This window comes from Pseudomonas sp. Pse79 (assembly GCF_024519615.1).
GTDB lineage: Bacteria > Pseudomonadota > Gammaproteobacteria > Pseudomonadales > Pseudomonadaceae > Aquipseudomonas > Aquipseudomonas veronii.
This window is the reverse complement of sequence record NZ_JALJRR010000001.1, coordinates 100,841-124,776: the sequence shown is the minus strand read 5'-3', so window position 1 is coordinate 124,776 and position 23,936 is coordinate 100,841. Positions and strand designations below refer to the sequence as shown.

General features: G+C 64.3%; 15 protein-coding genes and 1 pseudogene. 10 read left to right on the top strand and 6 right to left on the bottom strand.

Annotation, left to right across the window (positions count from 1 at the left end; genetic code table 11):
* Positions 1 to 2: 2 nt before the first annotated feature.
* From NR164_RS00540 to NR164_RS00505, 8 genes are all read left to right on the top strand, one after another.
* A complete protein-coding gene (locus tag NR164_RS00540; protein ID WP_017846483.1) occupies positions 3 to 935 on the top strand; it encodes a DUF58 domain-containing protein in 933 nt (310 codons plus the stop codon).
* Positions 932 to 1,426 carry a DUF4381 domain-containing protein gene (locus tag NR164_RS00535; RefSeq protein WP_017846484.1) on the top strand — a complete coding sequence of 165 codons (495 nt, stop codon included), beginning with the start codon at positions 932 to 934 and terminating at the stop codon, positions 1,424 to 1,426. Before NR164_RS00540 ends, NR164_RS00535 begins: the two co-directional genes overlap by 4 nt.
* Positions 1,419 to 2,507 carry a VWA domain-containing protein gene (locus NR164_RS00530; protein WP_057004657.1) on the top strand — a complete coding sequence of 363 codons (1,089 nt, stop codon included), beginning with the start codon at positions 1,419 to 1,421 and terminating at the stop codon, positions 2,505 to 2,507. The genes NR164_RS00535 and NR164_RS00530 overlap by 8 nt, the downstream gene beginning before the upstream one ends.
* Entirely contained in the window at positions 2,504 to 4,243 is a 1,740-nt protein-coding gene (locus tag NR164_RS00525; protein ID WP_046383654.1) for a tetratricopeptide repeat protein, read from the top strand. The genes NR164_RS00530 and NR164_RS00525 overlap by 4 nt, the downstream gene beginning before the upstream one ends.
* Positions 4,240 to 5,880, top strand: a complete 1,641-nt coding sequence (locus NR164_RS00520) for a BatD family protein (protein WP_232588752.1) — start codon at positions 4,240 to 4,242, stop codon at positions 5,878 to 5,880. Before NR164_RS00525 ends, NR164_RS00520 begins: the two co-directional genes overlap by 4 nt.
* A gap of 409 nt (positions 5,881 to 6,289) precedes the next feature.
* Positions 6,290 to 7,531 (top strand): exonuclease SbcCD subunit D C-terminal domain-containing protein, encoded by a 1,242-nt coding sequence (locus tag NR164_RS00515; protein ID WP_046490942.1) that lies wholly within the window; start codon positions 6,290 to 6,292, stop codon positions 7,529 to 7,531.
* A complete protein-coding gene (locus tag NR164_RS00510) occupies positions 7,528 to 11,166 on the top strand; it encodes an AAA family ATPase (RefSeq protein WP_256822069.1) in 3,639 nt (1,212 codons plus the stop codon). Before NR164_RS00515 ends, NR164_RS00510 begins: the two co-directional genes overlap by 4 nt.
* Positions 11,163 to 11,765: a glutathione S-transferase gene (locus NR164_RS00505; RefSeq protein WP_126588553.1), complete on the top strand. Its 603-nt coding sequence runs from the start codon at positions 11,163 to 11,165 to the stop codon at positions 11,763 to 11,765. Before NR164_RS00510 ends, NR164_RS00505 begins: the two co-directional genes overlap by 4 nt.
* A gap of 39 nt (positions 11,766 to 11,804) precedes the next feature.
* On the opposite strand, the gene NR164_RS00500 is transcribed toward NR164_RS00505, so the two are convergent.
* The 3 genes from NR164_RS00500 to NR164_RS00490 all read right to left on the bottom strand — a co-directional run bounded on the left by NR164_RS00500 (position 11,805) and on the right by NR164_RS00490 (position 13,589).
* Complete coding sequence (locus tag NR164_RS00500) at positions 11,805 to 11,984, bottom strand: hypothetical protein (protein WP_046383659.1); 180 nt, start codon at positions 11,982 to 11,984, stop codon at positions 11,805 to 11,807.
* Positions 11,985 to 12,139: 155 nt separating this feature from the next.
* Positions 12,140 to 13,315 (bottom strand): lactonase family protein, encoded by a 1,176-nt coding sequence (locus NR164_RS00495; RefSeq protein WP_079444023.1) that lies wholly within the window; start codon positions 13,313 to 13,315, stop codon positions 12,140 to 12,142.
* Positions 13,302 to 13,589, bottom strand: a complete 288-nt coding sequence (locus NR164_RS00490) for a DUF5629 family protein (RefSeq protein WP_256822068.1) — start codon at positions 13,587 to 13,589, stop codon at positions 13,302 to 13,304. The genes NR164_RS00495 and NR164_RS00490 overlap by 14 nt, the downstream gene beginning before the upstream one ends.
* A gap of 141 nt (positions 13,590 to 13,730) precedes the next feature.
* On the opposite strand from NR164_RS00490, the gene NR164_RS00485 reads away from it, so the two are divergent.
* The gene (locus tag NR164_RS00485) at positions 13,731 to 18,623 is read left to right on the top strand and encodes a DUF6543 domain-containing protein (protein ID WP_256822067.1); all 4,893 of its coding nucleotides are present in this window, start codon (positions 13,731 to 13,733) and stop codon (positions 18,621 to 18,623) included.
* A gap of 49 nt (positions 18,624 to 18,672) precedes the next feature.
* On the opposite strand, the gene NR164_RS00480 is transcribed toward NR164_RS00485, so the two are convergent.
* Positions 18,673 to 21,048 carry an RND family transporter gene (locus tag NR164_RS00480; RefSeq protein WP_017846495.1) on the bottom strand — a complete coding sequence of 792 codons (2,376 nt, stop codon included), beginning with the start codon at positions 21,046 to 21,048 and terminating at the stop codon, positions 18,673 to 18,675.
* A 15-nt stretch (positions 21,049 to 21,063) separates the two neighbouring features.
* A complete protein-coding gene (locus tag NR164_RS00475) occupies positions 21,064 to 22,104 on the bottom strand; it encodes a YCF48-related protein (RefSeq protein WP_169865359.1) in 1,041 nt (346 codons plus the stop codon).
* A gap of 310 nt (positions 22,105 to 22,414) precedes the next feature.
* Here NR164_RS00475 and NR164_RS00470 point away from each other — a divergent pair, with 310 nt between their 5' ends.
* Positions 22,415 to 23,530: a Gfo/Idh/MocA family protein gene (locus tag NR164_RS00470; RefSeq protein ID WP_256822066.1), complete on the top strand. Its 1,116-nt coding sequence runs from the start codon at positions 22,415 to 22,417 to the stop codon at positions 23,528 to 23,530.
* 115 nt (positions 23,531 to 23,645) lie between these two features.
* Here NR164_RS00470 and NR164_RS00465 read toward each other — a convergent pair.
* Positions 23,646 to 23,861 (bottom strand): annotated as a pseudogene (locus NR164_RS00465) (long-chain fatty acid--CoA ligase); the annotation flags it as partial.
* Positions 23,862 to 23,936 lie beyond the last annotated feature (75 nt).

The following is a 23,936-nucleotide window of genomic DNA, read 5'->3' as shown; positions in this document are numbered from 1 at the left end:
CGATGAACGCCAGCGATGGAGTGCGCGTCACGCTCAGCGAATTGATTGAGATGCGCCACCGCGTGCGCGAAGTGCAGCTGTTTTCCACGCCGAGCCAGCGCAGCCCGCTGATCGGCCTGCACCACTCCAAGCTGCGCGGGCGCGGGGTCGACTTCGACCAGGTGCGCGTCTACCAGGCCGGCGACGATGTCCGCACCATCGACTGGCGCGTGACCGCGCGCACCCAGGAACCGCACACCAAGCTGTTCCACGAAGAGCGCGAACGCCCGATTTTCATCATGGTGGAGCAAAGCTGCCGCTTGTTTTTCGGTTCGGGGCAGATGTTCAAGTCGGTGCTCGCGGCCCAGGCGGCCAGCCTGATCGGCTGGGCGGCGCTTGGGCATAACGACCGCGTCGGCGGGCTGGTCTTCGGCGACAACGAGCACTACGAAATCAAACCGCGGCGCAGCAAACAGAGCCTGCTGCAACTGCTCAACCGCCTGGTGCGGGTCAACCAGAGCCTGAGCACCGAGAGCGGCCCCGAAACCGACGCCCTGGGCCTGGCCCTGCGCCGTGGTCGTGAAGTGCTGCGCCCGGGCAGCCTGGTGATCGTGATCTGCGACGAACGCGCACTGACCGAAGGCGCCGAACAACAGCTGAGCCTGTTGTCACGCCATTGCGACCTGTTGCTGCTGCCGATCTCCGACCCGCTCGACCACGCCCTGCCCGCCGCCGGGCTGCTGCGCTTTGCCGAACGCGGTGCACAACTGGAACTGGACACGCTGAACTTCGATTTGCGCCAGGCCTACAAGGCCCAGGCCGAAGCGCGCAGCGCCCGCTGGGAACTGCTCGCGCAGAAACTGCGGGTATTGCTGATGCCCTTGAGCACCCAGAGCGAAATGGTCGAGCAACTGCGCGAATACCTCAACCCGCAACGCCCGGTTAAAAAGCAATGAGCAGCCTCGACCAACTCCAACCGCTGATCGCCCCACCGGCGATCGGCTTCTGGCCGCCTGCGCCAGGCTGGTGGCTGTTGCTGCTGGTGATCCCGCTGCTGGGCTGGGGCGTGTGGTGGCTGCGCCGCTTCCTGCCCACGCGGCGTCCCGTGTCCCGCGCCGAACAACCGCTCGACCCGCTGCGCATCGCCGCCCTGGCCGAACTGGCGCTGATGCCCAGACCCTACGACGGCGCGCCCGCCGGGGCCTGGCTGCAGCAACTCAACGGCCTGCTCAAGCGCCTGTGCCGCAACGACTACCCCTACAGCCAGAGCCACACCCTCAATGGCCGCAAATGGCTGGCGTTTCTCGATAACCGCTGCCCCGCCGCCGGCCTCACACGCTGGATGGTGCTGGTGGAAGGCGCCTATAAGCCCGAATGCAAACTCGACGACAAAGCCATCGCCGGCCTGACCCAGGCCGTCGACACCTGGATTCGCAAACATGTTTGAGTTCGCCTGGCCGTGGATCTTCGCCCTGCTGCCGTTGCCCTGGTTGATGCGCCTGGTGCTGCCGGCGGCCGACAGCGGCGAGCCCGCGCTGAAAGTCAGCTACCTCAGCGACCTCGAAGGCCTGGCGGGCCGCCGCGCACGCTCGAACCTGCCCGGCTGGCGGCAACAGGCGCCTTTCGTCGTGCTGTGGCTGCTGCTGTTGACCGCCGCCGCCCGCCCGGAATGGCTCGGCGAACCGCTGCCGATTGCCGCCAGCGGCCGCGATTTGCTGGTGGCGGTGGACGTGTCCGGTTCCATGGATTTTCCCGATATGCAGTGGGAGGACGATGACGTCAGCCGCCTGACCTTGGTCAAACACCTGCTCGGCGACTTCCTTGAAGGGCGCGAAGGCGATCGCGTCGGCCTGATCCTGTTCGGCAGCCAAGCCTACCTGCAAGCGCCGCTGACCTTCGACCGCCACACGGTACGCACCTGGCTGGATGAAGCGCGCATCGGCATCGCCGGCAAGAACACCGCCATCGGTGATGCCATCGGCCTGGCCTTGAAGCGCCTGCGCCAGCGCCCGGCGCAAAGCCGCGTGCTGATCCTGGTGACTGACGGCGCCAACAACGGCGGCCGGATCGACCCACTGACCGCCGCGCGTCTGGCCGCCGAAGAAGGCGTGAAGATCTACCCGATCGGTATCGGCGCCGATCCGGAACAAACCGGTTCCCTTGGCGTGCTGGGCGTCAACCCGAGCCTGGACCTCGACGAACCGGCGCTCAAGGCCATCGCCGAGGCCACCGGCGGCCGCTACTTCCGTGCCCGCGATGGCGCAGAGTTGCAAGCGGTCAAGGAAACCCTCGACCAACTCGAACCGGTCGAACAGCAACCGACCCAGGCGCGCCCGGCCCAGGCGCTGTACAGCGGCCCCCTGGCATTGGCGCTGATCCTCAGCCTGTTGCTGGTGGTGCAGGAGCGCTGGCCGAACAACGCGCTGCAACGGCTGTTCAACAAACTGTCGACCAAGGGGCATTTTCTGCAACAGCACCCAGAATGGCGCCAGCGCCTCAAACGCCTGCGTTTGCGGAGGCGTCGATGATCGACCTGTGGCCGCACTGGTTCCGTCCCTGGTGGCTGTTGCTGCTGCCGCTGCTCGGCTGGTTGCTGTGGCAGCTGTGGCACCGGCAAAAGCGCGCCGGGCGCTGGCAGATGATCCTGCCGCCGGCGTTCCATGCCGTGCTGCTCAGCGGTGGCAATGGCCGTGAAAGCAAATCGCCGTGGGTGCTCCTCGGTATTGCCTGGCTGCTGGCAGTACTGGCCTTGCTCGGCCCCAGTTGGCAACGGGTGGAACAGACCAGCCAGAAGCCTTCCGACCCCTTGGTGGTGCTGCTCGAACTGACCCCGGAAATGCTCGCCACCGACAGCCCGCCCAGCCGCCTGGAGCAGGCACGGCGCAAGCTGTATGACTTACTGCAGGCGCGCAGCGACGCACAAACCGCCATCGTCGTGTATGCCGGCAGCGCCCACACCCTGGTGCCGCTGTCGGACGACCTGGCCACCAGCCGCAACCTGCTCGAAGCGCTACGCCCCTCGTTGATGCCCGAGCCCGGGCACCGCGCCGACCTGGCCGTGGAGAAAGCCCTCGGCCTGCTCAAGCAAGGCGGCCTCGGCCAGGGGCGTCTGCTGCTGATCGGTTCATCGCTGTCCAAGCAGGAACGCCAGGGCATCCGCTTGCTGCTGCAAGGCGGCCAGGCGCCAAGCCTGTCGATCCTCGGCATCGGTAGCCGCGAAGGCACGCCGGTGACCCTGGAGAGCGGCGAATTCCTCAAGGACGACCAAGGCGCCATCCTCGTGCCGCGCCTCGACAGCCCGACGCTCAAAGCCTTCGCCAGCGAAATGGGCGGCCGCTACCGTGCCGCGCGCCTGGACGACAAGGACCTGCGCCAACTGGGCATGCTCGACGCGCCGCAAGCCCTGCGCAACGACGGCCAACTGCTGCACCTCGACACCTGGGCCGATCAGGGTTACTGGCTGCTGCTGCCGTTGTTGCTGCTGGCCGCGTGCGCCGGGCGGCGTGGCTGGTTGTTCTGCTTGCCGTTGCTGCTGCTTGGCGCACCGCAGCCCAGTTATGCCTTCGAACTCCAGGACTTGTGGCTGCGCCCCGACCAGCAAGGCCAGTACCTGCTGAAGAAAAAACGCCCCGCAGAAGCCGCCGAACGCTTCCAAGACCCGCAATGGCAAGGCGTGGCGCTGTACGAAGCGGGTAACTACGCCGAAGCCATCAAGCGTTTTGCCGAGGGCAGTGACGCCTACTCTCACTACAATCGCGGCAATGCACTGGCCAGGTCCGGTGAGCTGGAAGCAGCCATCGATGCCTACGAACAGGCGCTGGAAGCCCAGCCCGATCTGCTGCCGGCCCTGAAAAACAAGGCCCTGGTGGAAAGCCTGATACAACAACAGGCGCAGCCCGAGCCGGCCCCGCCCGCAAAAAACGAAGATGACGAAACCACCCAACCCGGCCAAACTGCGCAACCGGGCGCCAGCGCGCAAAGTGCCACGGGTGGCGAGCAATCGCCGCAAAACCAGGGTGAAGCCGGCACCGCCGATACCCAGGCCGGCGCCACGCCACAAGCGGGCGGCAATGACGTGCCGGGCAGCGAGCTGGAGGACGAGCAAACCACCACCCCGCCGTTGCGCCCCAGCGGCGCCAGCCTGGACGACGAACATCGCCAGGCCCTGGAACAATGGCTGCAGGAGATCCCGGACAACCCCGGCGAACTGCTGCGGCGCAAATTCTGGTACGAACAGCAACAGCATCAGGACAAGACTCGATGAGCCGCCGCACCACCCTTCTGCTTCTGCTCGCGTTGTCGGCAAGCCACGCCCAGGCGGCGAACCTGGTCGCCAGCGTCGACCGCAGCCGCCTCAATTCCGGGGAAACGGTGGAACTGACGGTGGAATCCGGCGACGTCACGCAGTTCGGCAAACCCGACCTGTCGCCGCTGGAGGCGCAGTTCGAAGTCAGCGGCACGCGCCAGATCAACCAACTCACCACCCTCGGCGGCGATAACCACGCCACCACGCGCTGGATCATTACCCTGCTGCCCAAGCAAAACGGCACCGTGGTGATCCCGCCGCTGCAAGTGGGCGAATACACGACCCAGCCGATCAGCCTGCAAGTGCTGGAAACCACCAGCCAGGACACCAACGCCGAACTCGCGCCGGTGTTCGTCGAATCCAACCTCGACCAGAACACCGTGTACGTGCAGGCCCAGGCCCTGTTGACGGTACGCGTGTATCACTCGGTGTCGCTGTACGACGACAGCAGCCTCACGCCGCTGCAGATTCCCGATGCGCGCATCGAGCAACTGGGCGAATCACGCACCTACGAGAAGGTCATCAACAGCATTCGCCACGGCGTGATCGAAACCCGCTACGCGATCTACCCGCAGCACAGCGGCAGCCTGACGATTGCCGCCCAGACCTTCAGCGCGACCCTGGTGGAATCGCGCCCGCCGCAGGAGAACACGCTGCAGGGCACCAAGCCGGGCAAGCTGATCCACGTCAGCTCCGCGCCCCTCGAGCTGACGGTCAAACCCAAGCCCGAGCTGTACCCCGCCGAGGCGCCGTGGCTGCCGGCACGCAGCCTGACCCTGAGCGAAAACTGGAACCCCGAGCCGGACCACGTGCAGGTCGGTGATTCCCTGACCCGCAGCCTGACGGTCAAGGCCGAGGGCCTCTCCAGCGCACAACTGCCGGCACTGCCGAGCACCGAGATCAATGGCCTGCGCCGCTATCCGGACCAGCCGGTAGTCGGCAACCAGAACAACGACCGTGGCCTGATCGGCAGCCGAGAAGACCGCGAAGCCCTGGTGCCCACCCGCGCCGGCGCGCTGGACTTGCCGGCGGTGGAAGTGGTGTGGTGGAACACCCATGAGGACCACCTCGAACGCACCCGCCTGCCCGCCCGCACGCTGCAAGTGGCGAATAACCCGAGCCTGGTGGTGGACACACCCGCGACACCGACCGTGATCACCGCCCCCGACGATAGCCGCCTGTGGCTGTGGCAACTGAGCACCCTGCTCCTTGCCTGCACCACGTTGCTGGGTTTCGGCCTGTGGTGGCGCGCACGCCGCCAGCCGGCGGTGCAACGCGCGGCACAAACCGGCCCGAGCCCGCGCACCCTGCTCGACGACCTCAAGCGCGCGACCCAGGCCAACGACCCCCAGGCCACCCGCCAGGCCCTCGACGCCTGGGCCCGGCAACAACCGGAAACCCTGGCCGACATGGCGGCGCGCTTCGTGCCGCTGTCCGACGCGCTGGATGGGTTGAACGGCGCGCTGTACAGCGAAAGCGGCCATTATTGGCTGGGTGAAGAACTGTGGCGTGCGGTAAAAGCCATTCCAATGGCCGACCGCGAGCAAGACCCGACGAGCGACACCACCAGCTTGCCGCCGTTGTATCCCAAATAGCGCTCCTGATACGTCACGAATCGAGAGTCGGGACGGGGGGTGGGCCAGTCAACACCGAGCAAGCGGACCCACCACGCCGATAGCGGTGTATCAGTCAATTATGATGTCGGCTGACACGCCGCCATCGGGGGCAAGCCCCCTCCCACACTGCACCTGCGTCGTCTGGTCGACATAGCCCGAACCTGTCCGACCGCGCCCTGGATTGCCTGCCAGCCAAGACATAACGCACACCGCATACCCCTGTGGGAGGGGGCTTGCCCCCGATGGCGATGGGCCAGACAACACTGAGCAAGCGGACCACCACCATCGCAGGCAAACCACCTCCCACACTGGATCTGCGTCGTCTGGAGCAGCGTGTGCGCAATACAGGTAAACTCCCCTCCTTTTCATCTTCTCCACGGAGCTCGCCTTGCGTCTGTTTCACACCTCCGACTGGCACCTTGGGCAAAACCTGCATGGCCAGGAGCGCGACTTCGAACACGCCTGTTTCCTCGAGTGGCTGCTGCGCCAGCTCGGCGCGCACGCGCCGGACGTGCTGTTGATCGCCGGCGATATCTTCGACACGGTCAACCCGCCGCTCAAGGCCCAGGAGCGGCTGTACGATTTCATCATCAGCGCCCACGAACAAAACCCCAACCTCACGATTGTGATGATCGCCGGCAACCACGACTCCGGCTCGCGCATCGAACTGCCCGCGCCGTTGATGCGCCGTTTGCGCACCCATGCCCTGGGCCGGGTGTTGTGGCTCGATGACGGGCAACTGGATACCGAGCGCTTGCTGATCCCGCTGCCCGGCGCCGACGGCAAGATCGCCGCCTGGTGCCTGGCGCTGCCGTTCCTGCGCCCGGCGGAAGTCACCGGGGCGCAACTGGGCGACGATTACCTGCGCGGTATCGGCCAGGTGCATGAGTGGCTGATTGCCGCAGCCAACGCCAAACGCGAGCCCGGCCAGGCGCTGGTTGCCATCAGCCATGCACATATGGCCGGCGGTTCGGTGTCGGAAGACTCCGAGCGCAGCCTGATCATCGGCAACGCCGAAGCGCTGCCCGCCAGCCTGTTCGATGCCAGCGTCAGCTATGTCGCCCTCGGCCACCTGCACAAGCCACAACGGGTCAACGGCGAGGAGCGCATTCGCTACAGCGGTTCGCCGATCCCGTTGTCGTTTTCCGAAATCGGCTACCAACACCAGATTCTCGACGTGACGTTCGACGGCGCAACCCTGCTCAGCGTCGAACCGCGCCTGATCCCGCGCGCGGTCAACCTGCAACGCCTGGAAGCCGCACCGCTGGCCGATATCCTCAAGCAGCTCGGCGACTTGCCGGACATCGACCTGCTCGCCGAAACCCAACGCCAGCCGTGGCTGGAAGTGCGCGTGCGCCTCGACGAGCCGCAACCCGACCTGCGCCAGCAAATTGAAACCGCCCTGCAAGGCAAGGCCGTGCGCCTGGTGCGTATCGCTGCCGAGTACGCCGGCAAACGCGGAAGCGACGACACCGACAACGAGCGCCTGATCGAACTCGACCAGCTCACCCCCCAGGAGCTGTTCAGCCGCGCCTGGCAGGACAACTACGGCAGTGAAGTGGATGAACAGACCTTGAAGGACTTCGCGGTGCTGCTCCAGGAAGTGCAACAGGAGGGCGAACAGCCATGAAGATCCTCGCCATCCGCCTGAAAAACCTCGCCTCCCTCGCGGGCCCGTTTGAGATCGACTTTACCGCCGAGCCCCTGGCCAGCGCCGGGTTGTTCGCGATTACCGGGCCGACCGGCGCCGGCAAAAGTACTCTGCTCGACGCGCTGTGCCTGGCGCTGTTCGGTGCCGTGCCACGCCTGGGCGATACCGGCCAGGCCAAGATGCCCGACGCCGACAGCGATATTTCCATCGGCGACCCGCGCACGTTGCTGCGACGCGGCACCGGCGGCGGGTATGCCGAGGTCGACTTTGTCGGCGTCAACGGCCGCCGCTACCGTGCGCGCTGGGAAGCCAACCGCGCCCGCGACAAAGCCAGCGGCAAGTTGCAGAACAGCCGGCAAAGCCTGATCGACCTGGACAGCGACCAGTTGCTGGCGAGCCAGAAAACCGAATACAAGACCCAGCTGGAGTTGGCCCTGGGCCTGAACTTCGAGCAGTTCACCCGCGCGGTACTGCTGGCGCAGAGCGAGTTCAGCGCCTTCCTCAAGGCCAACGACAACGAGCGCAGCGAACTGCTGGAAAAGCTCACCGACACCGCGCTCTACACCCAACTCGGCCGTCGCGCCTTCGACAAGGCCAAGGACGCCAAGGACGCCCACAAACAACTGCAGGACCAGGCCACCGGCGTGGAACCCCTGGCCGAGCAAGCCCGCGCCGAGCTGGACCAACAATTGGCCCACGCGCAGCAACAGCTCAAGACCGAGCAAGCCCAGCTCAAGCAGCTGGAGCTGCAGCACACCTGGCTCAAGGAACTGCGCGAATGGCAGGAGCGCAAGCTCAGTGCCGTCGAACAGTTGCAACAAGCCCAGCAACACTGGGACAGCCAAGGCCCGCAGCGCGAGGACTTGAGCCGCCTGGAACAGTTGGCGCCGCAGCGCCATCACTTCGCGCGCCAGGCTGAGCTCGACACCTTGCTCACGCCGCTGGCCGCGCACATTCAAGCGCAGATCGAGCAGCAAACCGATCTGCATGGCCGCCAGGAGCAAGCCCTACAACAGCAGGCATCGGCCCAAACAGCGCTGGCCGCGGCCCTGCAAGCTCAGGCCGACGCCGGGCCTTTGCTGCGCCAGGCCTTCGAGGAACAAAACACCCTCGCCCACCTGAACAAGGAACTGGCCAAGCGCAACGAGGACCAGCAACAGCACGAAACGGCCTGCGCCGAAGGTCAGGCCTTGCTCAAGGGCTTGCAGGAAAAACACACCCACGTCGCCGAGCGCCTGCAACGCCTGGCCGCCGGCCTGGAACGCAGCGCCGCCCTCGCGCCGTTGAGCGAGGCCTGGAACGCCTACCGCGACCGCCTGCAACAACTGATGCTGATCGGCAATCGCCTGAACAAAGGTCAGGCCGAACTGCCGCAGCTTGAACAGCGCTCCACCGCCGCCGCCGAGAAGTTCGCCCAACAACGCGATGCCCTCGACCTGCTGTACCAGGAGGCCGGCGCCGAACCTCACGCCGTCGCCGAGCAGATCCAGTTACTCGCCAGCCTGCTGCAAGACAATCGCAAGCAGCAACGCGCCTTCGAAGACCTCACCCGGCTGTGGGACAACCAGCAACAGCTGGACCAGCAAGCCAGCGTGTTGACGCAAAAACTCGCGGACGCGCAACAACAACGCGATCAGTTGAACCAGACCGGCCTGCACACCAAAGCCGAACTCACGCGCGCCGAACAGACCCTGACGGTGACCAAGCAACTGCTGGAGCGCCAGCGCCTGGCCCGCAGTGCCAGTGTCGAGGAGTTGCGCGGGCAATTGCAGGATGACCAGCCCTGCCCGGTGTGCGGCAGCCAAGCGCATCCGTATCACCAACCCGAAGCGTTGCTGCACAGCCTCGGTCGCCACGACGAAAACGAAGAGGCGATGGCGCAGAAAGCCGTCGACAGCCTCAAGGAAAAACTCACCGAGCTGCGCGGTGAAGTCGGCGGTTTGATCGCCCAGCAAAAGGAATTCCTGCAGCAACAGGAGCAACTGGCAATCCAACAGCAAGCCCTGGCGCCGAGCCTGGACGCGCACCCGCTGGCGGCCGCGCTGTTCAATCAGGAGGCGGCCCTGCGCAGCACCTGGCTGGCCCAGCAGCTCAGTCAACTGACGCAAAACATCACCCAGGACGAGCAACGCCAAGGCGCCCTGCTCAACCTGCAACAAAACGCCGGGCGCCTGCAGCAACAGCTGCAAGCCGCCCAGGACGCCAGCCAGCAGGCCCGCCAGTTGCTGATCGACCAGCAACGCGAACTGGCCAACGACCGCGAACGCCTCGACGAAGAACTCCAGGCGTTCGCCAGCCTGTTGCCGACCGAGACACTCGAGGGCCTGCGCAGCGAACCGGCGGCGACCTTCATGCAGTTGGACCAACAGGTTGGTCAGCGCCTCGAACAGTTGGCCCATCAGCGCGATGAACTGGCCGAGCAACAAGCGCGTCAGCAGGCGATCGAGAAAGAACACACCCATCAGCAACATCGCCAGCAGCAACTCGACGCATTGCGCCAGCAGGTCAGCGAACTGGCCGCCCAGCAACACGCGGCCCAGGAAAAACTCACCCGCCTGCTCGGTGAACACCCACGCGCCGAAGACTGGCAACAGCAACTCGAACAGGCCGTGGCGCAGTCTCGCCAAAGCGAAGCCGACGCCAATCAACAGTTGCAGGACATCCGCAACGCCTTGATCCAACTGGCCGCCGACCTCAAGGCCCAGCAAGACCGCCAGCACACGCTGCACGCCGAACAACACGCGCTCGCGACACGCTTGGGCGAGTGGCGCGCCCTGCACCCCGACCTGGACGACGCCGGGCTCAAGCGCCTGCTGGCCTTGGACGAGGCCCATGCCAGCGCACTGCGCCAGCAACTGCACAACAGCGAAAAAGCCGTCGAGCAAGCCCGGGTTCTGCTGCAAGAGCGCGAACAACGCCTGGCCGAGCACCAGGCGTTGCACAACGGCAACCTCGACGCCGAACAACTGGACGCCCAACTGGCCACGCTCAACCAGCAACTGGCCGAGGGCGAAAAACACTGCGCCGAACTGCGCGCGCGGCAATCCGAAGACCAGCGCCGCCAGGACGCCAACCACGCCCTGGCCGAACAGATCACCAAGGCTTATGAAGAATGGCAACGCTGGGCGCGCCTCAACGCGCTGATCGGCTCGGCCACCGGCGACACCTTCCGCAAGATCGCCCAGGCCTACAACCTCGATTTGCTGGTACACCACGCCAACGTGCAACTGCGCCAACTGGTGCGCCGCTACCGCCTCAAACGCGGCGGCAGCATGCTCGGCCTGCTGGTGATGGACACGGAAATGGGCGACGAACTGCGCTCAGTGCATTCGTTGTCCGGCGGCGAGACGTTCCTCGTCTCCCTGGCGCTAGCGCTGGGCCTGGCATCGATGGCCTCGAGTACCTTGAAGATCGAGTCGCTGTTTATCGACGAAGGTTTCGGCAGCCTCGACCCGGAATCCCTGCAATTGGCCATGGACGCGCTGGACGGCCTGCAAGCCCAGGGCCGCAAGGTGGCGGTGATTTCCCACGTACAGGAAATGCACGAGCGCATTCCGGTGCAGATCCAGGTCAAGCGTCAGGGCAATGGTTTGAGCACCGTGGAGGTGAAGTGAGCGAGGCGCTGCTGTACTCGTTTCGCCGTTGCCCCTACGCGATGCGCGCCCGCCTGGCCCTGCGCTATTGCGGCGTGCCGCTGCGGATTGTCGAAGTCAGCCTCAAGGCCAAGCCGGCCGAGATGCTCGCGCTGTCGCCCAAAGGCACGGTGCCGGTGTTGAGCGTCGACGGTCGGGTGATCGACGAAAGCCTGGACATCATGCGCTGGGCCCTGGCGCAAAACGATCCGCAAGACTGGTTACTGCAGGGTGATCCCGCGGTGCAGGCGCTGATTGCCGAGAATGACCTGGGCTTCAAACATCACTTGAATCGCTACAAGTATGCCGAGCGCTACCCGGAGCGGCCGATGGAAGCGTATCGGGCCGACGGTGAGGTGTTTTTGCAGAAGCTGGAGGCGTTGCTGGCTGACCGTGCGTATTTGCTCGCCGATCATCCAAGCCTTGCGGATATGGCTGTGGCGCCGTTTGTGCGGCAGTTTGCCCATGTCGATCGGGAGTGGTTTGCGCGCACCTCATATCGACGGGTGCAGGCGTGGTTGCAGTGGTTTCTGGACTCGCCGCTGTTTATCGCGGTGATGGCCAAGCCTGAATCTGCCTGAATCGATGTGGGAGCAGGCGCGCCGGCTCCCACAGGGCGCTCAGTACTGGGTTTTGTGATCCAGTGCGGCGTAGAAGTTGGCACTCTGTTGCAGGTATTTCTGGGTGTAGGCGCTGGTGCTGGATTGTTTGCCGATGATGTTCACGCTGGCCGCAGCCGGCAGTGCAACAGTGGCGGAAACAGCGGAGGCGGCGATGATCGAGAAGAGATTGAAGTTCATGTCGGTAACCCTTGTGTTCGTTTGGTTGAGTGGCCGGGGAGGCCTTGGAACTCAACTTACGCCCGAGGGTTGGGCCTTAGAAATGCTTTGAAACAGTAGCTGTTATTAATCGAATTAATAAAGAGGATCAGGCCCCGACGTGCGGGGCCTGTGGCTTATTGACGCACCAGGAACTTGAGGTCGCTGGGCGCATCGATCGGTAGTTTTTGCACGGTTTTGCCGAGCAGGCCGGTGTGTGGGTCGCGTTCGACCACCACGATTTCATTGCTTTTCTGGTTGGCGATCAGCAGGAACTTGCCGCTCGGGTCCAGGCTGAACTCGCGCGGGTGGTCGCCGTCCACGGAACGGCGCTGCAGTTCCTTGAGATGCGCGGTCGCCGGATCGATGCTGAATACCAGCAACTGATTGGCCGTGCCGCGATTGCTCACGTACAGGAACTTGCCATCGCTGGAAGCATGCAGCGCCGCGCCGGCCTTGTCGGACACCGGTTGCCCGGCGGCGAAGTCCACCAGTTGGGTTTGGCTGAGCGTGCCGTCGTGGTAATCGAACACCGCGACCTGAGCGCTCATCTCGGTGGTCAGCCAGGCATGCTTGCCGTCCGCGCTGAACAGCAAATGCCGCGGGCCGCTGCCCGGCGGCAAGGGCACCGATGCCGGGTTGGCCGGGGTCAGGGGCTGCTCAGGGTTGGCCTTGGGATCGTAGCGGTAGGCAAACACCTTGTCCGCGCCGAGGTCCTGCACAAACACATACTTGCCATCCGGCGCCGGCACCACCGAATGCACATGGTTGGACGCCTGGCGTTGCGGGTTGACCCGGCTCGCCGGGTGCCCGCTCAACTGCACGGGCGCCGCCAGTTTGCCTTGGGCGTCCAGCGGCAGAATCGCCAGGCTGCCGCCCGGGTCTTCAAGCACCGAATAGTTGGCGACGAACAGGTAGCGGCCATCGGCGGCCACGCTGGAATGCGTCGGCTCGCTGCCCAGGCTTTGTACCTGGTTGATCAGCGTGAGCTGATGGTTCTGCGGGTCGATGCGGTAGCTGCTGACGCGACCGACCGCGTCCTGTTGGCCGGGGCCGTTTTCATTGACGACAAACAGATGCTGCTGATCCTTGGAGACGGTCAGCCAGGACGGGTTGGCCGTTTTTGCCGCCAATACCGGCTGGCCCTGGAACCGCCCGGTGCGGCTGTCGAATTGCAGGCGATAGATCCCTTCGCTGCTGCCGGCGGTGTAGCTGCCGACCAACAGTTCATGGGTGTCGGCCGGTGCGGCCTGTGCCGACATCGCCCCGACGCTGCCCGCGATCAACAAGGGCCAGAATTTACGCATCAGCATCCGCTTCATCCTCGTCATTGTTATTGCCGGTGAAGGCATTCACGCAGACCAGGCGGTGCTCGCCCACATCACCGGTCAGCGTCCAGCTTTGCAGAGTCTCATCGAAGACCGCGGCCTGCAGCTGTTCCAGACTGAAACTCCAGCGTTTTTGCGCACGGCCATCCATGGCGATGATCAGCAGCTTTTTTTCATCCAGTGCGAACTCGAAGGCATGCAGCCCGTCGATTTCAAGCATGTCGCTGGTGGCAAGGACGGCCGTCAAAGTAGTAGTCATCACAGTCTTTCATCAGGTTCAAAGGGCTAATGATAGGCCACTTTGCCGCCAGGACCTAAAACCATAACCGGCTACCGCATCGGCGCCACACCGCGGATTACCGTGCAAGGGCACGTCTTTATTCAACGTAAAGGAATACCCATGCCAGACCGCAATCCCCCCCTCGCCGCCGACCCGCTGCGGGAAGCGCTTGAAGCCCAGTTTCTCAAGCGTCCGACACTGCGCTCAGTCACCGCGCAGATGCTGGCGCGCAACCTGGCGGAGAAATATCCGCCGTTGACACACCCCCTCGCCGACCTGCGACTGGCCGTACCCCGTGACGGTGGCGGGCGGGCGTTGCTGCCGTTGCTGGAGGTCGCGCTGAACCATCTCGCCGACGGCAGCTTTCCCGATGTGTCGACGCGCCACGGCCTGGATAGCTACTTGAGCGATGCCAGCGGCACGCGGCTCGGTTATCCGGCCAATGGCGCCCACGCCTATGATCTTGACGTCATCGAAGCCGTCATTCGCGAACTGCCGTCGCTGCTGTTTATCGGCTTCCAAGACGCCATGGCCACCTATTGGGGCGAAGACAGCGACGCCGGCGGCAGCCGCTGGAAATGGCTGGCCGACGTGCTGCAAGGCACGCTGCTTGACGCCGCCGCACGCCACGCCCAACCGCTGGGCATCCTCAATACGCTGGCGCGCTACCCAGACCGTGCCACCCGCGCACGCCGCCCGGCCCCCGACAACGCGATTCATGCCTATACGCTAGAGGCGCACCTGACGCGCGCAGGCAGCCTGCTCACGCTGCAAGCGAGCGACCTGCTGGTGGTGTGCCGCGAGCAGGTGTTGCTGTGCCGTCTATCCGGCGCAATCGAGACCTACCCTGACCTGGACGCCTTCGGCCAGGCCTGGGCCGACCACCTGCAACAGCGCTTCAGCGTCGACAGCATCACCTGGCAGCAGTACGAACCCGACGGCAATATTTTCGAGGTCCAGGCCGCGCTGATCCTCAACCAGCAATTGGAGGACCTGGCCGCCCTGCAACTCCCGGCCAACAGCACGGTGCAGGCCTTGGAACAACAGTTTGCCGCCATCACCCAACCGGCGCGGTTTTTCGCCCGCGCCCGCGGCACGGCGCTGGCCACCCTGGCGTCTCTCCAGGCCGCCCTGCCCGACTGGCTGCAACGCGCCAGCGCCGCCGACCGCCTGGCTTACCGCGAATGCCTGCTTGAACAGGCCGGGATCAAGCGCCAGACCCTCGGCGATTCCGACTTCGATGGCCTGGAAACCCTGCATAGCTATGCCGCCGAGCACTTGAACCATCAACTGTGCCTGGATCGCGCTGTCGCCCTGGGCGGCCAGCGTACCTGCAACGACGCGGCACGCGCTGCCGGCTACCGGGCCGACGAGTTGACCCTGACCTTTCATGTCGCGGTGGGCAGCCTTGCAGGTGGTTACCTCGCGCCGGTATCCATGAGCCTGGTGGACCTGGCGCTGAAGAACCTGTCGGGAAGCCCCAGAGGCCGCATGACGCTCAGCCATCGCAGCGGCCGGGCGCTCGAAGCGTGGTTGACGCCCGCCTACGTGCTGCAACTGGTCCAGCGTGTGGACATCGGCAACAACTATCCCGCCTACCTGCGCCGGGAACTGATGGGCGACACCGCCGCCGCGCGCAAACGCCAGCGGCTGTTCAACCAACAGCGGCCCCTGCACCTGAAAACCCAGGCGCTGGAGCACGCGCTCCGCGGCGAAGCCGGCCTGACCGCGCGCGGCGCGCGCTGTGTGCGGGCACTGCTCGCAACCAACCCGTTGGCACGCCGGGTCGATGGCGACGAAATGGTCATCCGCCCCCTGGCCTTTCTGCGCACGCCGGCAGCCACGGCGGACGTGGCGCAGAACATGTTCATCATCGAACCGCTCGACACCCGGCTGGGGCCGCACCTGCTGTACCGTCCGGCCTATCGCGACGCGCTGCTCGAGTTCAGCAGCCGCGAACACCTGCTGGCGACCATTGTGCAACCCGGTGCGCTACAGGACAGCGTGCTGACCTGGCTGCCCGACCCGGCCAGGGCGATCTACAGCAACGGCGGGTTCAGCCAGCCGCACATCCTGCGCATCGGCATCGGCTCGGAGTTCGACCGGCTGCCCGAGGTGCCCAAACCCGCCGAATTGGCGCCGGCCGGCGATGCGAGCGGCGACGAAATCCTGCAAGCGCTCAACCACGGCAGCCTGATGGACTATCTGTTCGGCTGCGAAACCCACCAGTTGCTGGACCAGGCCGAGCGCGAATCGACCTCGAATGCGCAAAGCCGCTGGGCGTTGATCCTCGAAGGCATGCAATTGGGCTTCAACACCTTGTTGATGGCCGTGCGCGGGCCCCTGGCGACGATCGGCTGGCTGATCCAGGCGACGCAAAGCCTGACCCAGGACCTGCCGGCGCTGGAGAGCCCTGACCCTACGGCGAAAGAGCTGGCGTGGGTCGACCTGCTGCTCAACATCGGCATGCTGCTGGTGCATCAAGGCCCCCTCAGCGCGCACAGTGCCAGCCCGCCGCTCGACGAACAGCCCATCACGCGCACGCCCTTCCGACGCCCGCCCGGCCTGGCGACCCGCCATGCAGCGGCGGTCGAACGCGGCGTCATCGGCCTGCCCAGCGAACCACCCGGCGGTGGCCGCACGCCGTTGGACTTCGACCATTCGTTGGCCGGCGACACCGCCGCGGCCGCGCTGCTGGAGAAACTGCGCGCCGTCAACGTGCCGTGGCCCGTGCCCGCTCCCGCGCCACTCGACACCGGGCCTCACCAAGGCTTGTACCGCATCAACGGCCTGTGGCATGCCTCGGTGGCCGGGCTGTTATTCAGGGTCAGCATCGTCCCGGGTTTTGCTGACGTGTTCATCGTTCATCCGCAAAAACCCGAACATCCCGGGATTTTGCTGAGAACCGAAGGCAACGGCCATTGGTCGCTGGACCGCGGGCTCAAACTGCTGGGTGGCGGGCCCAAGCGCCTGGCCGCCTTGCGCGAAGAAAACCTGCGCAAGAAACAAGAAGTGCTCGCCCGGGTGCAAGTGCTCAGTGAAGACATGCAGCACCTGATGGCGCCATTCCAGGCAGCGAGCACGCAGATATCACCCGCCCTGGACGCCTTGGTCAAACAACGCAAAACCGCGCAGTTGGTGTGGAACCTGCTGCAAAAAGCCAGCGACCAGCAAAGGCCCGCCCTGGAAACACGGCATCAGCGCGAAACCCTCAAGCATCAGCAATTGCGCACCGAATTCCAGATTCTGCTGGAGAACCTGGAATTGCTGTTTGCCCAATCACTCGCCCCGCGCCTGGAGATGGTCAAGCTCGGCGTAGAACTGGAAAAAGTCGGCGGCGCCGGCGTGCATGTGCATGACCGCGCGAAAATCCTCAAGACGGTCTGGGACCAACAACTGTTTATCCACGAGATGCTCCTGGGCCGGTTGAACGCCATGCGCTTTTCCGGCGCGGGCGAACCCATGGCGCGAATGGCGCGCCGCATGTTCGTGAATAACTTGCTCGGCGACTCGACGGTCTACGACGAATACGTGCGCAACGCCACCGAGTCAGCAAACATCCGCCAGCACATGGCCGAGGTTTCCGTTGCCATGGAAACCACCCTGGAACAGCTGGAAAACGATTCGCTGGCGGGACGCACGATACGCCAGGAGTTGCTGGCACAGATCGAATACCCGCAGAACTTTTTCCCCGACAACCTGCGGCTCAATGCCCTCGACTACCTGGCCGTCAGCAGCGTGGAGATGACCGATGTACGCCTGCCGCCGCAGGAAGAGCTGTACGTCAAACGCCTGGAGCAAACCGACCTGAGCGCGGCGCTGCTGTCTCACGTCGAAGTGCGCAGCAGCACCGAATACACCCTGGTCGAACAACGGCAGGTGTACGAGAGCGTGCTGAAAAAGTACCGCCGTTATGAAGAGGCGATCCGCGTACTCAAGGCGCTCAACCCGAGCCGCCTGCGCCTGCAGGCCGAACGTCTGCTGGCGGGCCTCGAATACGCCCAGGCGCTGGCGAACAGCGAGCTGGAATCGGTGGTGCGCAAGCAGGAAGCGTTGGAGGTGGTGCTGCCGCTGTCGAAAACCCTGCGCGCCAAGGCGCCGACAAAGCGCGTGTTCAAGACCCGCAAAAAAGAGTATTTGATCGGCGAACTCAAGCCGGCCGATGCGCAGAACGCCGAGGAGCACTTCACCCTCACCGATACGCTGACCGGTGAAGCCGTTGCCTCTTTCAACAAGCACGCGGACGGCTGGGCGACCACCGCCGAACCGCCTTCCCAAGCCCCCACGCAGCCCCCGCGAGGCCGCACGCTGGCGACCCTCAAAGGTTTGGCCCAGACGCTGATCGAACAGCGCCGCGACATTGAACGCGTCATTACCGCCGACCGGCAAAAACTCGACTCGCCGCGCACACGCCAACAGGTCAACCCGGGCGACTGGGATGAGCTGCTCAGCGGGCACGCGGACAAGCTCACCGCGCTGGCCGAGGAAATCCAGCGCGACCACCTCGACAAACCCTCGGCCCAGGACCTGATCGATGAGTACCAGGCCCAGGCCCGCGATATGCTGCGGCTGGCGGAACGGGTGTGCAGCGAGGGCTACAAGCGTCAATGGCCGACCCAGGAGAGCCTCGAGTATCTGTGGCAACACCAGCAGATCGATATCAACCTGACCAGCCTGGCCGACCCGCAACGGCCGACCCTCAGTGGCGATTTCTTCACCGAATACGCGGTGTATGACAAAGCGAAAAAACCGCCGACGGTGCTGTGGTATGCCCACTTCCATTACGCCAGCGCCGACGCCCCGCCCGCACGCTATACCCGCGCCCATCTGAAACTGGCGGAGCAGCGCAAATACACGCAGAAGGATTTGCTCAAGCAACACGTCCAGAGCAGCTTGCGCAACCCCCAGGAGCCGGGCGCCGAGCCGATCAGGCGGATTGTCTACGTATTGATCACGCCGCCGGTGGATCAGTTGTTCCTGGCGATCGCGCCCATACCGCGCGCAAGCCGGTGAGCGCAGCGTGACGTTGCCGGTGGGGGCGCAACCGCCCCCACCGCCGCACTCAGTGGGCGAACAGCGAGTTGCCTTTCTGCCCGGCCAACTTCTCCGGTTTGATCAGGAACCGCGCCAGCGCCGGCAGCAGCCACAGCGCACCGAACATGTTCCACAGCAGCATGAAGGTCAGCATCAGGCCCATGTCGGCCTGGAACTTGATCGCCGAGAAGATCCAGGTACACACGCCGATCGCCAGGCACAACCCGGTGAACAGCACCGCCTTGCCTGTGGACTTGAGCGTCTGGTAGTACGCCTCTTGCAACGGCAGGCCAGCGCGCAGGAAACTTTCCAGACGGCTGTAGATGTAAATGCCGTAGTCAACGCCGATGCCCACGCCAAGGGCCACCACCGGCAAGGTCGCGACCTTGACGCCGATGCCCATGAACGCCATCAGCGCGTTGCCCAGCACCGAGGTCAGCACCAGCGGCAGCACGATGCACAGGGTCGCCGCCCAGGAGCGGAAGGTGATCATGCACATGGTCGCCACGCACAGGTACACCAGGATCAGGATGGTCAGCTCCGACTCCTTGATCACCTCGTTGGTAGCGGCCTCGATCCCGGCGTTACCGGCGGCGAGGATGAACTCCAGGCCGTCCTTGTTGTTTTCCTTGGCGAAGTCCTGCACCGCATGCACGGCGCGGTCGAGGGTTTCGGCCTTGTGATCGTTGAGGAACACCAGCACCGGCGCCAGGGAGCAGTTGTTGTTGTACAGGCCATCGGCGCGGGCGATGGAGTTGTTCAGCACATCCGGGTTGCGCGACAGGGTTTCCCATTTCAGGTTGCCCTCGTTCATGCCCTTGATCATCTGCTTGGACACGGTCACCAGCGAGATCGCCGACTGCACGCCCTCGGTGTTCTGCATCTTCCACATCAACTGGTCGATGGGCGCCATGGCTTCATAGCGCGAGCAGCCTTCGGCCTTGGTCTTGACCATCACCACCAGCACGTCGGAACTGGTGGAGTAGTTGCTGATGATGAAGTTGTTGTCCTTGTTGTAGCGCGAGTCCGGGCGTAGCTCCGGCGCGCCCTGGTCCAAGTCGCCGATCTTGAGGTGCTGGCTGTACCAAAGGCCGCCGCTGAACGCGACCAGCGCCAGGGCGACGGAAATCGGCGCGACCTTCGGGTTGGCGAAATTCGACAGCAGGCGCCAGAACGGGTGTTCGCGATTCGCGTCTTTCTTGCTCCTGGCCACGGCGCGCTTGCTGATGCCCGCGTAGGAAATCGCCACCGGCAGCAGGATCAGGTTGGTAAACACGATCACCGCCACGCCGATGGACGCGCCGATGGCCAGTTCCCGGATCACCCCGATGTCGATGATCAGCAGGGTAATGAAACCCACCGCATCCGCCAGAATCGCGATCATCCCCGGCAGGAACAGTTGCCGGAAGGTACGCCGTGCGGCAGTCAGCGCATTGTCCGCGTCGCTCGATTGCAGGGCGATACCGTTGATCTTCTGCACGCCGTGGGAAATACCGATGGCGAAGATCAGGAACGGCACCAGCATCGAATACGGATCGAGCCCGAAGCCGAAGAAGTGCATCAGGCCGAGTTGCCAGACCACCGCCACCAGCGTCGTGCTCAACACCGCGACGGTGCTGCGCAGGCAGTTGGTGAACCACAGCAACAGCACCAGCGTGATGACGAAGGCAACGCCGAAGAACAACACGACCATCACCAGCCCGTCGATCAGGTCGCCGACCTTCTTGGCGAAACCGACGATGTGGATCTTGACGTTGGGGTTCTGCGCTTCGAACTTGGTGCGGATCTTGTCTTCCAGTTCATGGGAGAACTGCCGATAGTCCAGCGCCAGCAACTTGCCCTGGTCCTGCGGGTCCGGGTAGGACTCCAGCAGCGGGATGTCGACAATGCTCGACTTGAAGTCGTTGGACACCAGGCGCCCGACCTGGCCGGACTTGAGCACGTTGTTGCGCAGTTGATCGAGGCTCTGCGGCGAGCCGTTGTAGCTCTGCGGGATCACTTCACCGCCGGCAAAGCCTTCCTCGGTGACTTCGGTCCAGCGCACGCTGGGGCTCCACAGCGACTTGAGGCCCGAGCGGTCGACGCCAGAGATGTAGAACACCTCGTCGTTGATCTGCCGCAGGGTCTCCATGTAGTCCTTGGTGAAGATGTCACCGTCCTTGGCCTCTACCGAGATACGCACCGTGTTGCCCAGGTTGGCCAGGTCGTTGCGGTGTTCCATCATCTTTTCGATGAAGGGGTGCTTGAGCGGGATCATCTTTTCGAAGCTGGTGGAGGGGCGAATCAACGTCGCCTGCCAGAACAGGAAAATACTCACCAGCAGGCAGATGACGATCACTGCCGGGCGGTTGTTGAAGATCAGGCGCTCAAGAAAGGTCGCTTTATCGTTGTGATGACTGCTCATTCTTTCCCCGCCTTCTTATTGTTTTGTGGGTTCGGCGCCGGTTGGCGTAGCAACACGAACACCCCCCTGCCCGACCAGAATCAAGTTGCCATTGCCCGCCGCCGTCACTGCCGAGAGTGAAATACGGTCCGGGCGATTGAATACGCTGAAGGTCTGGCCGTCGTCATGGCTGACCACCACGCTGCCGCCGTTACCGACCACCACCAGCGCGCCGTCATCGAGCAAGGTCGCCCCGGACAAGCCGAACTCCAGGGCGCCGCGCGCCGCATTCAGTTCGACCTGCTCCCAGGTGCTGCCGAAATCCGTGGAGCGGTACAGGTTGCCACGCAAGCCGTAGGCCAACAGGGTGTGCGGCTGGGCGGTGCCGATCACGCCGAACAGTGAACCCTCGTAGGGGCCTTCGAGTTTTTCCCAGGTCTGGCCGTCGTCGCTGGAGCGGAACATGCTGCCCTGCTCGCCGACGATAAACAGGCCGGCGTCCTTGATCTGGGCGATGGCGTTGAGGTGGAACTGGTCTTCGTTGTCGAGGCGCTCGCTGACGTCTTCCCAGGTTTTGCCACCGTCGGTGGTTTCGATCAGCGCCCCGTAGGCGCCGACGGCCAGGCCGTGGTTGGCGTCGTTGAACCAGACGTCGAGCAACGGCGCTTCGCGCTTGAGGTCCTGGTATTGCTGGGCCCAGGTGGCGCCGCCGTCGACGCTGGCGAGGATCTGCGCATCGTGGCCGACGGCCCAGCCGTGTTTGTCATCGACAAAAAACACCGCCGTGAGCAGTTGGCGGGTGGGGACTTTGGCTTGGGTCCAGGTGCTGCCCTGGTCATCGGAATAGAGGATGTGCCCGCGATCACCGACCGCCACCAGGCGCGAGCCCGCGTGGACCACGTCGATCATCAGGCCCTTGGCGGCCTTGGGGGATTCAATTGCAAACACCGGCTGTGCGGCGGTATCGCTGGCTGCCAACAGCGGTGGCGACAACGCGGCACCGGCCAGCAACGAGAGCGCTGTGGCCAGCAACGCAACCCTGCGTGCGGCGCGTGGGCGGCAAACAACCCAACCCATGACAGGCTCACTCATAGACCTTTCTCCCATTTATTATTGTTAGGTCGTCTTACCTTCCCGGGCTCTGAAACCTGCAATCTAGAGCGCCTGGAGGAAGTAGGGGCCATCCTATCGGGCTTTCGAATCGTCTGACAATCGGCGCTACGTTATCTTTTGTTAACTGGCGGCTTTTAACCCTGCGCTGAATATAACCACATCAACTGCAATGATATCGCCGCAGAAATGAATTATTTTTTCCACATATTGAATTATGAGAATTTATATTCCATTAATAGCCTCCCTGAAAACAATAATCCAAAGGACCACGGCTATGCGCAAACTCGGAATCGGCCTGATCGGCACAGGCTTCATGGGCCGCGCCCATGCCCTGGCGTTCAATAACGCCCGCACGGTATTCGAGCTGCCGGTCAGCCTCAAGCTGGCCGCCCTGGCCGATGCCGACACCGAACGCGCCCAGCGCTGCGCCGAGGCCTGGGGATTTGCCCAGGCCCATGGCGACTGGCAAGCGCTGGTCAACGACCCCACGGTCGATGTGGTGGCGATCACCACACCGAACCATTTGCACTACCCCATGGCCATGGCCGCGCTCGCCGCGGGCAAGGCGGTGTACTGCGAAAAACCGCTGGCGGTCAGCCTGGCGCAGGCCGACGCCATGCGCCACGCCGCGAGTGCGGCGGGCGTGGTGACGCGGGTCGGCTACAACTACCAGCACAACCCGATGATCGGGTGGGCAAAGCAGATCATCGCCAACGGCGAATTGGGCGAAATCATCAGTTTCCAGGGTGAGTTCAGCGAAGACTTCATGGCCGACCCGGCGTCACCCTGGTCGTGGCGCTGTGAGGTGGAACATGCCGGTGGCGCCCTGGCAGACCTGGGCAGCCACTTGCTGTCGATGGCACGCTATCTGGTGGGCGATGTGGTCAGCGTGTGCGCCGATACGCAGACCGTGCATGCACAGCGCCCCGCCGTCAAAGGCGGCGACACACTCAAGTCGATTGCCGTGGACGATCAGGTACACGCCCTGCTGCGTTTCGCCAACGGCGCGCGCGGCACGGTGAGCAGCAGTTGGCTCAAGCACGGTTACAAGAACCACCTGGCGTTTGAGATCAGCGGGACGCAAGGCACGTTGGCCTTCGATCAGGAGCGCTTGAACGAACTGCGCCTGTGCCGCAAGGGCCAGGACGGCTTCCAACGCCTGCTGGCCGGCCCCGCCCTGCCCGGCTACGCGGCGTTCAGCCCGGCCGCCGGCCATCAGTTGGGCTACAACGAATTGAAGACGCTGGAAGTGCACGAGTTGATTCTGGCCGTGGCCGGCCAGGGCGCGGACGGCAGCGACTTCGACGCGGCGTGGGCGGTCGAGCGGCTGGCGACGGCGATTCGCGTGGCGGCTCGAGAACAACGCTGGGTCAATGTGAACTCGGTCTGAAATGTGGGAGGGGGCTTGCCCCCGATGGCGGTGGATCAGTCGATAGGCTCGGTGACTTCAACTCCGCTATCGGGGGCAAGCCCCCTCCCACATTTAGATCACCTAGAGATTCAAGTTAGCGCAGCGCGCGGCGCAGCACCTTGCCCACTGTGGTCTTGGGCAGCTCGGTGCTGCGAAACTCCACGTACCTGGGCACTTTGTACCCCGTCAGGTATTCCCGGCAATGGGCCAGGATCTGTGCCTGAGTCAGGTTCGGGTCTTTGCGCACCACGATGATCTTCACCCTCTCGCCGGTCACGCCATCTTCCACACCGATTGCCGCCACTTCAGCACCTCGGCGGTTTCCTTGGGCGGCGTGGGCGGTCGAGCGGCTGGCGACGGCGATTCGGGTGGCGGCTCGCGAACA

What these genes read in the sequence shown, in the direction of transcription:
- NR164_RS00540 (WP_017846483.1), top strand. Translation starts at nt 3, where the DNA reads ATGAACGCCAGCGATGGAGTGCGCGTCACGCTCAGCGAATTGATTGAG.
- NR164_RS00535 (WP_017846484.1), top strand. Translation starts at nt 932, where the DNA reads ATGAGCAGCCTCGACCAACTCCAACCGCTGATCGCCCCACCGGCGATC.
- NR164_RS00530 (WP_057004657.1), top strand. Translation starts at nt 1,419, where the DNA reads ATGTTTGAGTTCGCCTGGCCGTGGATCTTCGCCCTGCTGCCGTTGCCC.
- NR164_RS00525 (WP_046383654.1), top strand. Translation starts at nt 2,504, where the DNA reads ATGATCGACCTGTGGCCGCACTGGTTCCGTCCCTGGTGGCTGTTGCTG.
- NR164_RS00520 (WP_232588752.1), top strand. Translation starts at nt 4,240, where the DNA reads ATGAGCCGCCGCACCACCCTTCTGCTTCTGCTCGCGTTGTCGGCAAGC.
- NR164_RS00510 (WP_256822069.1), top strand. Translation starts at nt 7,528, where the DNA reads ATGAAGATCCTCGCCATCCGCCTGAAAAACCTCGCCTCCCTCGCGGGC.
- NR164_RS00500 (WP_046383659.1), bottom strand. Translation starts at nt 11,984, where the DNA reads ATGAACTTCAATCTCTTCTCGATCATCGCCGCCTCCGCTGTTTCCGCC.
- NR164_RS00495 (WP_079444023.1), bottom strand. Translation starts at nt 13,315, where the DNA reads ATGCTGATGCGTAAATTCTGGCCCTTGTTGATCGCGGGCAGCGTCGGG.
- NR164_RS00490 (WP_256822068.1), bottom strand. Translation starts at nt 13,589, where the DNA reads ATGACTACTACTTTGACGGCCGTCCTTGCCACCAGCGACATGCTTGAA.
- NR164_RS00485 (WP_256822067.1), top strand. Translation starts at nt 13,731, where the DNA reads ATGCCAGACCGCAATCCCCCCCTCGCCGCCGACCCGCTGCGGGAAGCG.
- NR164_RS00480 (WP_017846495.1), bottom strand. Translation starts at nt 21,048, where the DNA reads ATGAGCAGTCATCACAACGATAAAGCGACCTTTCTTGAGCGCCTGATC.
- NR164_RS00475 (WP_169865359.1), bottom strand. Translation starts at nt 22,104, where the DNA reads ATGGGTTGGGTTGTTTGCCGCCCACGCGCCGCACGCAGGGTTGCGTTG.
- NR164_RS00470 (WP_256822066.1), top strand. Translation starts at nt 22,415, where the DNA reads ATGCGCAAACTCGGAATCGGCCTGATCGGCACAGGCTTCATGGGCCGC.